The organism is Enterobacter sp. BRE11 (assembly GCF_031844285.1).
Taxonomy (GTDB): domain Bacteria; phylum Pseudomonadota; class Gammaproteobacteria; order Enterobacterales; family Enterobacteriaceae; genus Pantoea.
In genome coordinates, this window is the sequence record NZ_JAUZUX010000011.1 from 153,044 (window position 1) to 166,091 (window position 13,048).

Genomic DNA, 13,048 nt, shown 5'->3' on the forward strand with positions numbered 1-13,048 from the left:
TCCCTGCTCGCTCGGCCCGCGACATCCCTGTCGCGGGACGCTTTGCTCTCCGGGCCATACCATCCGCTTTTCGAGCTAATCAGCTGCCTTTAGAAAACACCATCAGCAATTGCTGCAACTGCGGTCCGATCTGCTCGAACATGCGCGGCGAGATAATCTCGACGTGGGCGCACGCCAGCGGCCGCACCTCCAGCTCGCCGACATAGGGCGCCCAGGCGCGACGCGCATCCTGGCCCGGCTGCTGCGTCTCGGTGGCGAGGAACAGCGTGGCGCGACCGCCGAAGCGCGCGCTACGCGCCGTCGCCAGCAGCCGCACCGAGCTGGCGTAGTTGGCCTCGATGGCGTCGAACATCGCCTCTAACCCTTCGCCCGCCTGCTGACGCTGCGCGGCGACAAACTGCTCGCGCTCGCGGTTAACTTCCTCCAACACCGCCGGATCAAGCTGGTTCTCGCCGCGCTGCTCATCCCAGTTCTGCGTCTCCGGCGGCCAGGTATCAAGCAGGCCGAGGAACGCCACCTCTTCGCCGAGCGCCTCCAGCCGCGCGGCGATGCCCTGCGCCAGCGTGCCGCCCAGCGAATAGCCGAGGAAATAGTAAGGGCCCTGCGGCTGATGCTGTCGCAGCGTGGCGAGATGCGCGTCGCACACCTCATCCAGATGCGTCGCCTGATTCAGCGGGCCGCTGGCGTCGGGCGACTGAATGCCGACGATAGACCAGCGCGCGTCCAGATAACGTTGCAGAATGCTGAACTGCCAGGCGAAGCCCGACGCCGGATGGAAGCAGAACAGCGTGGGTCCGCTGCCGAGGCGCAGCGGCAGCACCGGCTCAAAACCGGCGGTCTGCGCGGTCTGCGCATCGCTCAGCAGGGCCGCCAGCTTCTCCACCGTCGAGGCGACCATAATCTGGCCGACGGAAACCGGCTGCTTCAGCTGGCGCCGCAGCTGCGCCGCCAGCCGCATTGCCAGCAGCGAGTGGCCGCCGAGGGCGAAGAAATCCTCCTGCGCGCCGACCGCATCGCGTTCCAGCAGCGCGGCGAACGCCTGAGCCAGCTGCGTCTCCAGCCCCGGCAGCGGCGCGCGACCGCCTTCGCCCGTACGGCTTTGCGGCAGCGGCAGGGCCTTGCGATCCAGCTTGCCGTTGCTGCTGAGCGGCAGCGCCTCCAGCGCGACGATCGCCACCGGCACCATATGCGCCGGTAGCTGCTGCGCCAGCGCAGCGCGCATCGCTTCGGCGTCAATCGGCCGCTCTGCCACCACATAGCACACCAGCTGGCGCGCGTCGCCCTGCTGCGCGTCGGCGCTGCCCAGCACCACCGCGTGCGTCACCGCCTGCTGCACGCCGGGCAGCGCCGCCAGCGCATGATCGATTTCGTTCAGCTCGATGCGCTGGCCGCGGATCTTCAGCTGATCGTCGCTGCGGCCCAGATATTCCACCGCGCCGTTCGCCAGCCAGCGCGCCACGTCGCCGGTACGGTACATGCGCGTGCCGTCGCCGAACGGATCGGCGACGAAACGGCTGGCGGTGAGATCGGGACGATCGAGATAGCCGTGCGCCAGCTGCACGCCGGTAAGATAGAGATCGCCCGCGACGCCTGGCGGAACCGGCTGCAGGCGCGCGTCGAGGATGCGCAGGCCGGTGTTCCAGACCGGGAAGCCGATCGGCACGCTGGCGCCCTCTACCGCCGCCAGCGCCGGGCCGAAGGCGGGATAGTAGCTGACGTCTACCGCCGCTTCGGTCGGGCCATAAAGATTATGCAGCGGCGTCTGAGTCAGCGCTTCCCACTGGCGCGACAGATCGGCCGGCAGCGCTTCGCCGCTGCAGAAGACGCGGCGCAGGCTGGCGCAGCGCGCCACCGCATCCTCGTCCTGCAATGAGGCGACGAAGGCCGCCAGCATCGAGGGCACAAAGTGGGTGGTGGTGACGCGATAGCGCGCAAAAAGCTGCTGAAGCGCGTCGGGATCGCGGTGCGCCTCCGGCGGCGCCATCACCAGCTGCGCGCCGGTCATCAGCGGCCAGAAAAATTCCCAGACCGAGACGTCGAAGCTGCTGGGGGTCTTTTGCAGCACTACATCTGTGGCATCGAGCGGGTAGCTCGCCTGCATCCACAGCAGACGGTTGACGATGGCCTCATGGCCGACCAGCACGCCTTTGGGACGGCCGGTCGAGCCGGAGGTATAAATAAGATAGGCGCCGTCCTGCGGGCGCGGCGGCTGCCCAGGCGCGGGCGCGGCGACGTCGGGCAGCAGCGCGTCGTAGAAGAGCGGAGCAACCGGCGAAAGAGCGGCGAAGCGCGTCGCCAGCGCGCGGCTGACGATCAGCGTCTTCGGCGCGGCGTCCTCCAGCATCATTTGCAGACGGTCGTCGGGATAGCCGGTATCCAGCGGCAGGTAAGTGGCGCCGACGCTGAGGATCGCCTGCAGCGCCAGCGAGAGAAAGACCGCGCGCGGCAGCGCCACGGCGACGATATCGCCGCGCCGCACGCCGCTGGCGATCAGCTGCTGTCCCAGCGCCTCGACCTGCTGGCGCATCTCGCGGTAGCTGAGCCGGTGGCTACCGTCCGCCAGCGCGGGCGCGTCCGGGGTGCGCCGCGCCTGCGCCTGCAGCAGGCTGTCGAGCGTGGCCGCTGGCAGCGCCATCGCGGTCTGATTGATGCTCTCCAGCTGCAGATGTTCCGCCTCGGTCAGCAGATCCAGTTCGCCGCAGGGGCGCTCCGGCTGCGCCGCCAGCTGCCGCAGCAGCAGATCGAAACGGCTGGCGTGCTGCGTCAGCGTCGTTTCCTGATAGCGTTCCGCATTAGCCAGCAGCTCCAGCGTCAGCGCGCCCTGTTCGCTGAGGTAGATCGCGATCTCGAGGTCGCGCACCGGCCCGGAGGCGAGCTGATGCGTTATCCCCTCCACCCCGTTGAAATCGAGCTGATAGTCGAACATCTTCAGGTTAATTACCGGACCGTAGAGCGGATCGCCGTCGCCGAGCCGTCCGGCGTCGCGCTGCACCTGCTCGGCGTCGAAGCGCTGATGGCGACGCATCTTTTTCACCTCCGCGGCCAGCTGCTGCGCCAGCGCGGCGAGCGGCTGGGCGGGATCGTAATGCACCGCCATCGGCAGTACGTTAATCACCGGTCCGGTGGCGCAGAGCGCCGCCGAGCCGATGCGGCGCATAAAGATAAAGCCGGCGGCGAAATCGTTCTGGCCGCTCAGGCGCGCCAGCCACAGCGCCACCAGCGCAAAGGCGGCGTCAGCCGCGCTGACATCCAGCTGCTGTACCAGCGTCTGAAAGCGCGCACTCTCCAGTGAGAAAGTGTGACGCAGCAGCGCGGTGCTGGCGCGCTGTCCGGCCAGCGGCAGGGGAGAGATCGAGGCGGGCGGCGGCAGCTGCGCGCTCTTTTCGCGCCAGAAGTCGCGATCCCGCTGCCAGTTCGGCGAAGCCTGATAGCGCTGATACTCCTCTACCACCTCGCTGAAGGGCGTAAAAGGCGTCGGTTCCGGCGTTTCGTTGCGCATCCACGCGGTATAGAGGTTAGCGATGCGGCGCGTCAGGGCGGTAAAGCTGAAGCCGTCCACCACCAGATGATGATAGCGCTGATACCAGAACCAGCGCTGCTCTCCCAGCCGCATCAACTGGTGATGCCACAGCGGCGCGCCGCTCAGCACGCGCAGATCGCCAGCCATATCGACGCGCATCAGATGGCGCGCAGCGGCCTCTGGATCGGCGTGCTGACGCAGGTCGACGATCTCAGGCAGGAGAAAGGTTTGCGGCGACGGCCACTGCACCGCCTCACCCTCAAGCTCGCCGAACGCCATGTTTAGCGTATCCGCCTCCTGCATTCCAGCGACGATCGCCTTGCTCAGCAGCGCGCTGTCCAGCTCGCCGCGCAGCTCGACAAAGTGCGCGACCGCATAAGCGTTAGTCTGCTGCGACAGCAGGTCGGCCATCCAGATGCCGGGCTGCGCCGCTACCAGCGGCAGGATTTTCTGGTCAGTATGGCGTGAGTTTATCAGCGTCTCAGACATGGTCGCTCCGGTTTGCGCTCGGGTGGGCCGGGCGGATATCGCGCCAGTTTGCGTTGAGCCAGCTCAGGCACTCCGCCTGCGGCTGCGGGCCGAAGAGGCTGCGCCAGCCCGCGGGCAGGGCGCGAAAAGCGGGCCAGAGGCTGTACTGCTGGCGATCGTTGATCAGCACGAGACAATCCTGCTGCGGATCGTCAAAGGGATTAGGTTGCATATCGGTCTCCTGCCCGCAACAGTCGGGCTAGCCAGGCGATTTAAAGAAGATGTTGCCACATTGCTTTCAGTCCATTGAGCAGCCCGCCGCGCCAGCACAGCGCGTCGTGGCCCCCGTCGACCGGATGAAAAACGACCTGATGCCCAGCGGCGGACAGGTCCTGTTGAAGCTGCTGGTTTGCTTTGAATATCAGCTGTTCGCGGCGTCCCGCTTCCAGATAGATGCGCGACGGCGCGAGACGGTAGTCGCCCTGCTGCAGCTGCTGGATCAGCCTGCCGTTGGGCTGGCCGCGCTCCGGCCACCAGAACGAACCGGAGAGGCTGATGGCGCCGCCGAAGCAGTGCGGCCAGTTAAGCGCGGCGTAGACGGACGACAGCCCGCCGAAGCTCTGTCCGCTCACCAGCGTCTCGGCGGCGCTGACGCGATGCGGCGCCCAGCCCTGCAGCTGCGGCAGCAGCTCCTCCTGCAGGGCCAGCCAGAAGTCGGGATTGCAGGGCAGTTCGCGGCTGCGGTGCTCGCGGTCGATGATGTCGATCATGACGTAGACCGCCGGCGGCAGTTCGCCGGCGTCGGTGAGCTGCTGCAGCGGCCAGGCAACCGGCATGCTGTTTGCCCAGAACTGGCCGTCCAGCAGCAGCGCCAGCGGACGTTCGGTCGGCTGGGCCTCGCCGGTGGCGTAGATCCACACCGAACGGCGATTGCCGAGGCGCGCGCTCTGCCAGATATGGTGCTGAAGCGGCAGCGCGGGCGCGCGACCGCTGTCGACCGCCTGCCAGACGCGCTGATCGGGCGCGTCCGGCAGATGCAGCGGCGAGACGTGCATGCCGCGCCCGCCCGCCCAGCCGCGCTGCGGGTTCAGCGTATCCGCCTGGGCGGTAGGGAATTTTTCGCGCCACCAGGCGCGCAGCGTCGCCATATCTGGCTCGCCTGCAAAGTCGGCGGGATCGCTGTCGGGCATCAGGCAGTAGCTGCCGCGCCAGCTGGCAGGCAACTGGGTGCGCCAGAACCAGACGTCGGTGCCGGGGAGGCGGCTGAGCGAGCGGGGCGCGGCACGCTGGTGATGATCGGTGACGCCGGTGATATTGATCCAGACGCGACGGATAGAGGAGGTGGCTTCACTTCCCTGCGGATCGCGCCAGAAAAAGGTGACGCCGCATTCGCCGCGCTCGGCGGGTTCGATTAAGGGAAGCCCCTGCTGCTGTAATGTTCGCCACCAGGATTCACTGCCGGTTTCGTTGGTTAACCACGTCATAGAGCGCTTATTTACTGGGCCAGGCGCACCTGAAGGTGCGCAGATGTTATGAAGAATACTATTGATAATTATTTGCATTTGCAATAGGGTGTTTCCCGCTCCGACATCAAGGAGCGCGCGCGTTCCGCCAGCCTCATCAGCCTGTGTTGTCAGACGGATGTTCCGCCAGGGAGAGCCTGGGCGCGGCTGGAATGCTTGCTCGCAAGGAAAGACCCTTTTACCGGCGCGCCCGCAGGAGACGGTGAGGTTTCCGCAGGCAATCCAGGAATATAAAAAATGCCTACATTATCCCGTTTGTCATTAGCCATTCTCATTGAACTCGGCCTGGCCGCGACCAGCGCACAGGCTGCCGATGCCCGCACCGCTTCAACTGCCGAGGTCGGCGATACCCTGGTGGTCAGCGCGGCGCAGCAGAACCTGCAGGCGCCGGGCGTCTCCACCATCACCGCCGACGAGATTAAAAAGCGTCCGCCTGCGCGCGACGTATCGGAGATCATCCGCACCATGCCGGGCGTCAATCTGACCGGCAACTCCACCAGCGGCCAGCGCGGCAACAATCGCCAGATCGATATTCGCGGCATGGGGCCGGAAAATACGCTGATTCTGGTGGACGGCATGCCGGTCTCCAGCCGCAACTCGGTGCGTCTCGGCTGGCGCGGCGAACGCGACACGCGCGGCGATACTAACTGGGTGCCGCCGGAGCTGATCGAGCATATTGAGGTGATCCGCGGCCCGGCAGCGGTGCGCTATGGCAACGGCGCGGCGGGCGGCGTGGTGAATATCATTACCAAAAAGTATGACGACAAGCAGTGGCACGGCTCCTGGAACGCCTACTACAACGTGCCGGAGCATAAGGACGAGGGCGCGACGCGCCGCACCAATTTCAGCCTGGAAGGGCCGCTGGGCGACGACGTCAGCTTCCGACTCTACGGCAATCTGGCGAAAACCCAGGCGGACGCCTACGACATCAACGAAGGACACGCGGCGGATCGCACCGGCACCTACGCTGGCAGCTATCCGGGCGGGCGCGAAGGGGTGGTCAATAAAGATATTAACGCGCTGCTGCGCTGGGCGTTCGCGCCGATGCAGGCGCTGGAGTTTCAGGCGGGCTACAGCCGCCAGGGTAACCTCTATTCAGGCGACACCCAGAACACCAACACCAGCGCGCTGGTGAAAAGCCTGTACGGCAAAGAGACCAACCGCCTCTATCGGCAGAACTTTGCCGTGAAGTGGACCGGCGCCTGGGATAACGGCATCAGCACCAACAGCTATGCACGCTATGAAAATACCCGCAACTCGCGCATCAACGAAGGGCTGGCGGGCGGCACCGAAGGCATCTTCTCCAACAGCGGCTTCAACACCATCGAGCTGGACGATGTGCTGCTGCACAGCGAGATCAGCGTGCCGTTCGACCTGCTGGTGAATCAGACCGCCACCCTCGGCACCGAGTGGAACCAGCAGCGGATGAAAGATCCCTCATCGACCACCCAGGCGGCTTCGAACGGGGCGGTGCCAGGCATCTCCAGCTCTGGCCGCAGCCCGTACTCGCAGGCGGAAATCTTCTCGCTGTTTGCCGAAGACAATATGGAGCTGACCGACAGCACCATGCTGACGCCGAGCCTGCGCTTCGATCACCACTCGATCGTCGGCGATAACTGGAGCCCGTCGCTTAACCTTTCCCAGGGCTTAGGGGACGATTTCACGCTGAAGATGGGCATCGGCCGCGCCTATAAAGCGCCGAGCCTTTATCAGACCAATCCCAACTATCTGCTCTACAGCAACGGGCAGGGCTGCGCCGCCAGCACCGGCGCCTGCTATTTGCAGGGCAACAGAGACCTGAAAGCGGAAAACAGCATTAATAAAGAGATTGGCCTGGAGTGGAAGCATGAAGGCTATCAGGCGGGTCTGACCTGGTTCCGCAACGACTATCGCAACAAGATCGAAGCAGGCTATGGGCCGTCCGGCAAAGCCTCGAACGGCACCACCGACATCTATAAGTGGGAGAATGTGCCGAAAGCGGTGGTGGAAGGGCTGGAGGGCACGGTGAATATCCCCGTGACCGACAGCATCGCATGGAATAACAACTTCACTTATATGTTGCAGAGCAAGAATAAAGAGACCGGCGATCGCCTGTCGATTATTCCCGACTATACGCTCAACTCCACGCTGAGCTGGCAGGCGACGCAGGATTTGTCGCTGCAAACCACCCTCACCTGGTACGGCAAGCAGGTGCCGAAGAAGTATGACTACAAAGGCAATGCGGTCACCGGCAGCGCCACCGACGAGGTAAGTCCTTACTCGGTAGTCGGCCTGAGCGGCACCTATGACGTCAATAAATACGCCAGCGTAACGCTCGGTATTGATAACCTGTTCGATAAGCGCCACTACCGCCAGGGCAATGCCCAGACCACCGGCAACGCCAACACCAACTCGTATCTGTACGGCGCGGGCGCGAATACCTATAACGAATCAGGCCGTACCTGGTACGTCAGCCTGAATACGCGGTTCTAATCAGTTAAGCCGTAACGGCAGCACGCAGCGGGCGATCAGCCCGCTGCGGTCGCTGCGATTGATCAGCTTCAGCTCGCCATAGTGCATCTGCAGAATGCGCAGCACGATATTCAATCCTAAGCCACTGCCGCCGTAGCGCTGATCGCGACGGCGAAACGCTTTGGTCACCTCTTCCGCCGCGTCGGGATCGATGCCCGGCCCCTCATCGATCACGCTGAGCACGATCTGGCTGTCGCGCTCTTCGAGCCTGATTTCAATCTGGCTCTCCGTTGGGCTATAGCGCGAGGCATTCTCCAGCAGATTGCGCAGCAGCAGACGCAGCAGCACCGGTTCGCCCTGGCTTTCCGCCACCGCGTTGCCTGGCCAGATAAGCTGCTGCTGACGCTGTTCAACCAGCTCGCGCATCTCCGGCTGCAGTGGCTGCAAAATGTCCGCCTGCCAGTGAATAGCCTGCGCATGCCCGCTGGCCAGCGCCTGGCTGGCGCGCGCCAGCATCAGCAGCTGCTCGACGGTATGCATCAGCTGATCGATGCGCGCCACCAGCATTTCGCTGTGCGGCACGCCCTGCTGCTGCAGCAGCTCAAGATGCAGGCGCAGCCCGGCGAGCGGGGTGCGCAGCTCATGCGCGGCGTCCGCCGTAAACAGCCGCTCCTGCTGCAGCGTGTGATCGAGGCGCGCCAGCAGCTGGTTAATCGCGCCGGTTACCGCCACCACCTCTTCCATATCGGACTGAATGGCGAGCGGGGTCAGATTGTCGGCGGAGCGCTGCGCCAGGCTGGTCTGCAGCGCGCGCAGCGGACGCACGATCCAGCTAATCGCCCAGAACGAGAGCACCAGCGTCAGGCCGACCATGACGACAGAAGGCAGCAGCAGCGAGGCGATCGCTTCGCGGATCTCATTTTCGACGCGATCGTTGCGCGCCTTGGCGGAGAGGGTTTCGTTGACGAGAAAGCTGATCTGCTCGCGGCTTTCGTGCCACAGCCAGAAGGCGCTCATGATCTGACAGGTAAGCAGAATCAGCGCCAGCATAATCAGCAGGCGCTGACGCATGCTGTTCATTCGCGGTTCTCCAGTCGATAGCCGACGCCGCGCACGGTTTTAATGCGGTCTTTGCCCAGCTTGCGGCGCAGATTATGGATATGCACCTCCAGCGTGTTAGAGCCGGTATCATCCTGCCAGCTGTAGAGATCCTGCTGCAGCGTTTCGCGATGCACATTCTGTCCGATGCGCATCAGCAGGCGCGTCAGCAGCGCGAACTCTTTGGGCGTGACGTCGAGCGGCTGGTTTTCCAGCAGCACCTGCTGCGAAGAGAGGTTCAGCGTAAGATCGCCCTGGCGCAGCAGGTTGTCGCTGTGGCCCTGATAGCGGCGGATCAGGGCACGCACGCGCGCCTGCAGCTCCGCCAGCGCCAGCGGCTTGATCAAGTAGTCGTCGGCACCGGCGTCGAGCCCCTCGACGCGATCGCTGAGCGCGTCGCGCGCGGTCAGGATCAGCACCGGCAGATCGACGCCCGCTCGCCGCCACTGTCGCAGCAGATCGCCGCCGTCGCGATCCGGCAGGCCGAGATCCAGCACAATCAGGCTGTACTGCGCGCTGTGCAGCAGCCCGTCCGCCTCGGCGGCGCTCCCGGCGCAGTCAACGGCGTAACCCTGGCTGCCCAGCGCCTGGCTCAGGCCGCCCTGCAGCAGTACATCGTCCTCAACGATCAATATTTTCATGCGTTAGTTGTTCTGATAAATATCCCGATAGAGACGGCTCTCGAAACGCACCAGCGGAATGCGTCGCGTGCGCTGATCCTGTGGCGGCACCGCATAGCCCGACAGGTACTGTACAAAGGCGACGCGCGCGCCGCTGGCGGTGGTAATAAAGCCAGCCAGATTATAGACGCCCTGCAGCGAGCCGGTTTTCGCCGACACTTTGCCATCTACGCCCGCTTCGTGCAGACCGCCGCGATATTGCAGCGTGCCGTCGTGGCCCGCCAGCGGCAGCATAGAGATGTAATCGAGCGTCGCATCGTTTTTCGCAATGTACTGCAGCACCTGCATCATGGTGTCCGGCGCGATGAGATCGTGGCGCGACAGCCCCGATCCATCCACCTGAATACTGTTGCCTAAATCAATGTTGGCTTTCTCGCGCAGGATACGGCGGATAGCGTCCGATCCGGCGCGGAAGGTGCCCGGCACGTTGAAATAGTGATGGCCGATAGTGCGGAACACCGTGTCGGCAATCATGTTGTCCGACTTTTTCAGCATAGTACGCAACAGCGAATGCAGCGGCGCGGACTGGGTAGACGCCAGCACCGTGCCCGGTGACGTGACCTGCGTCTGGCGTACCAGGTGCCCGCTGTAGTCGATATCGGCCTGACGCAGCTCTTGCTTCAGGATCTCGCCAGCCCAGGCGGCGTCATCCTGTACGGCGAACGCCAGCGGCAGCGGCTCAGCGCGCTGGCGCATGCAGCCGGTCAGCGTATAGCGGTTGAGCTCGCCCGGCACCACGTCCAGCTCGCAATACTGCGCTTCTCCGCTGTTGCGGCCGAGGGTGCGTACCTGGCTGAACATATGGGCAGGATAGTAAGAGGCGATACGCACGAAGGCGGTTTCGCCTGGCGTACTGGCGCTGTAGAGCGAAACGGAGAAGCAGTTTTTATCGACGATCGCCGCGCCCGGCGGCGCGCTAAAGCACTGCGTCAGATCGTTCCACGGCCAGCCTGGCGCCATGTCATGGCTGGCGAATACCGAGGTGTCGATCACCAGGTTGCCTTTGATATGGGTGATGCCCTGCTTTTTGAGCATAGCGACCATATTGCGCAGATCCTGACGGCTCAGCGTCGGATCGCCGGCAAAGCGCGCGACCAGATCGCCGTTTAGCGTGCCGTCGCTGATGGCGCCTTTGGTTTCCAGCGTGGTCTGGAAGCGGTAGTCGCCGCCCAGCTCCAGCAGCGCCGCCAGCGCGGTAATCACCTTCATGGTGCTGGCGGGCAGCGCCATCTGTTTGCCGTGATAATCGATTATGGGGGTGCTGGCGCCTATTTTCTGCACCATCAGCGCCAGATTGGCGCCATCCGGCAAATACTGCATGTATTCATCTACGGGCGCTGCTTGTGCCTGCAGCATAAACGCACAGGTTAGTCCGGTAACAAGTCGTGAAAATCGCATAATCTCGCGGTAACTGGCAGGTGAAGCCGTCAATACTACGTCCCGTTACGGTGGAAAGTAAACGATGACCCGCAGGGAACTCTGGGTTAAAATACGTATCAAAATGCAAAATCCTGTTCTGGCCTGGAACCTTTTCCGGGTCAGGATTCTTTTATTTGCAAAACGAGGGTCAGGCCCTGCAGAACCGGTTTTTCTGTGGACACTGGTCAGGATGACGCCGTTAAAACAGGAAAGAGAGCGAGGAGCTTAAATGAATCAGATTCCGATGACGTTAAGGGGCGCCGAAAAGCTGCGCGAAGAGCTGAATGAGCTGAAAACCGTTAAACGCCCGCGCATCATCGCCTCAATCGCTGAAGCACGTGAGCACGGCGATCTGAAAGAGAACGCGGAGTATCACGCCGCGCGCGAAGAGCAGGGGTTTTGCGAAGGCCGTATTCAGGAGATCGAAGCCAAGCTTTCCAACGCACAGGTTATTGACGTCACCACCATGCCGAACAATGGCCGCGTGATCTTTGGCGCGACCGTCACCGTGCTCAACACCGATACCGACGAAGAGTCGACCTATCGCATCGTGGGCGACGACGAAGCGGACTTTAAGCAAAATCTGATTTCGGTCAACTCGCCGATGGCGCGCGGTCTGGTAGGCAAAGAGGTGGACGATGTGACCATCATCAAAACCCCGGGCGGCGATGTTGAGTATGAAATTCTTAAAGTGGAATACCTTTAAGAGAGAGCTACGCTTTGAAAAGCGTCGAAGCATTATGTAAAGAATGGAAAAGGCCGCGATGCGGCCTTTTAACCCATGCGGGAGCATGGCACTTTCTCTGGCCGGTTGCCCGGCGACGCCGTTAGCGCGGCAGAGAAATCTTGCTCTCTTTAGAAGGGCGATACAGCACCAGCGTTTTGCCGATCACCTGCACGTTGCCGGCGTTGGTCTCACGCACGATAGCCTCAACGATCAGCTGTTTGGTTTCACGGTCTTCCGAGGCGATTTTCACCTTGATCAGTTCGTGATGTTCCAGCGCGGATTCGATTTCGGCCAGCACGCCTTCGGTCAGGCCGTTGCCACCGATCATGACCACCGGTTTCAGTGGATGGGCGAGGCCTTTCAGGTGCTGTTTTTGTTTGGTACTTAGATTCATCGTATTTTTTGCTTACTCAGGGATTGAAAACGGTTCATTCTACCGCCATCTCGGGGTTATCACCAAATCAACGCAACCCATTGCGTGCAGGTTTCTCGCTGCGATGACGATTTAGTTGAGAAAATTATGACGGGTAAAAAGCGTTCGGCCAGCTCCAGCCGCTGGTTACAGGAACACTTTAGCGATAAATATGTGCTTCAGGCACAGAAAAAGGGGTTGCGTTCGCGCGCCTGGTTTAAACTTGATGAAATACAACAGGGTGACAAGCTTTTCAAACCCGGTATGACCGTGGTAGATCTGGGGGCGGCACCCGGCGGCTGGTCGCAGTATGTTGTCCAGCAGATTGGCTCTTCGGGACGTGTTATCGCCTGCGATATTCTGCCGATGGATCCTATCGTCGGCGTCGATTTCCTTCAGGGCGATTTTCGTGAAGAATCGGTGATCAAAGCGCTGCTCGATCGCGTCGGCGATCAAAAAGTGCAGGTGGTCATGTCGGATATGGCGCCCAACATGAGCGGGACGCCGGCAGTCGATATTCCCCGGTCGATGTATTTGGTTGAACTGGCGCTCGAAATGTGTCGGGATATCCTGGCACCGGGCGGCAGTTTTGTAGTGAAAGTGTTTCAGGGAGATGGCTTCGATGAATACCTGCGGGAAATTCGCTCCCTGTTTACGAAAGTGAAAATTCGTAAGCCGGACGCTTCGCGATCTCGTTCGCGCGAAGTGTACATTGTGGCGACAGGGCGCAAACTATAGCCCAATTGATGA

At 62.4% G+C, this 13,048-nt stretch carries 10 protein-coding genes; 3 read left to right on the forward strand and 7 right to left on the reverse strand.

Features of this window, described 5'->3' with window-relative positions; translation table 11 throughout:
• Nucleotides 1-79: 79 nt before the first annotated feature.
• Genes Q9R34_RS13720 through fes form a run of 3 tightly spaced genes read right to left on the reverse strand, consistent with a single transcriptional unit; the run spans nt 80 to nt 5,472 of the window.
• Nucleotides 80-4,009: an amino acid adenylation domain-containing protein gene (locus tag Q9R34_RS13720; protein ID WP_485894392.1), complete on the reverse strand. Its 3,930-nt coding sequence runs from the start codon at nt 4,007-4,009 to the stop codon at nt 80-82.
• Complete coding sequence (locus Q9R34_RS13725; RefSeq protein WP_434124293.1) at nt 4,002-4,220, reverse strand: MbtH family protein; 219 nt, start codon at nt 4,218-4,220, stop codon at nt 4,002-4,004. Before Q9R34_RS13725 ends, Q9R34_RS13720 begins: the two co-directional genes overlap by 8 nt.
• Nucleotides 4,221-4,260: 40 nt before the next feature.
• Nucleotides 4,261-5,472 (reverse strand): enterochelin esterase, encoded by a 1,212-nt coding sequence (gene fes, locus Q9R34_RS13730; protein WP_434124294.1) that lies wholly within the window; start codon nt 5,470-5,472, stop codon nt 4,261-4,263.
• 276 nt (nt 5,473-5,748) lie between these two features.
• On the opposite strand from fes, the gene Q9R34_RS13735 reads away from it, so the two are divergent.
• The gene (locus tag Q9R34_RS13735) at nt 5,749-7,983 is read left to right on the forward strand and encodes a TonB-dependent siderophore receptor (protein WP_485894395.1); all 2,235 of its coding nucleotides are present in this window, start codon (nt 5,749-5,751) and stop codon (nt 7,981-7,983) included.
• On the opposite strand, the gene pmrB is transcribed toward Q9R34_RS13735, so the two are convergent.
• Genes pmrB through dacB form a run of 3 tightly spaced genes read right to left on the reverse strand, consistent with a single transcriptional unit; the run spans nt 7,984 to nt 11,138 of the window.
• The gene (pmrB, locus tag Q9R34_RS13740; protein ID WP_485894397.1) at nt 7,984-9,042 is read right to left on the reverse strand and encodes a two-component system sensor histidine kinase PmrB; all 1,059 of its coding nucleotides are present in this window, start codon (nt 9,040-9,042) and stop codon (nt 7,984-7,986) included. It abuts the gene before it with no gap.
• A complete protein-coding gene (gene pmrA / locus Q9R34_RS13745) occupies nt 9,039-9,701 on the reverse strand; it encodes a two-component system response regulator PmrA (RefSeq protein WP_434124298.1) in 663 nt (220 codons plus the stop codon). Before pmrA ends, pmrB begins: the two co-directional genes overlap by 4 nt.
• A gap of 3 nt (nt 9,702-9,704) precedes the next feature.
• Nucleotides 9,705-11,138, reverse strand: a complete 1,434-nt coding sequence (gene dacB, locus Q9R34_RS13750; RefSeq protein ID WP_434124299.1) for a serine-type D-Ala-D-Ala carboxypeptidase — start codon at nt 11,136-11,138, stop codon at nt 9,705-9,707.
• A gap of 250 nt (nt 11,139-11,388) precedes the next feature.
• Here dacB and greA point away from each other — a divergent pair, with 250 nt between their 5' ends.
• Nucleotides 11,389-11,865, forward strand: a complete 477-nt coding sequence (gene greA / locus Q9R34_RS13755; RefSeq protein ID WP_103793785.1) for a transcription elongation factor GreA — start codon at nt 11,389-11,391, stop codon at nt 11,863-11,865.
• A 121-nt stretch (nt 11,866-11,986) separates the two neighbouring features.
• Here the strand turns inward: greA and yhbY are convergent, their stop codons facing one another.
• Nucleotides 11,987-12,280 (reverse strand): ribosome assembly RNA-binding protein YhbY, encoded by a 294-nt coding sequence (yhbY, locus tag Q9R34_RS13760; protein ID WP_434124300.1) that lies wholly within the window; start codon nt 12,278-12,280, stop codon nt 11,987-11,989.
• Nucleotides 12,281-12,406: 126 nt separating this feature from the next.
• Between yhbY and rlmE the strand changes: the two genes are divergently transcribed.
• Nucleotides 12,407-13,036 carry a 23S rRNA (uridine(2552)-2'-O)-methyltransferase RlmE gene (gene rlmE / locus Q9R34_RS13765; RefSeq protein WP_033749635.1) on the forward strand — a complete coding sequence of 210 codons (630 nt, stop codon included), beginning with the start codon at nt 12,407-12,409 and terminating at the stop codon, nt 13,034-13,036.
• Nucleotides 13,037-13,048: the final 12 nt, after the last annotated feature.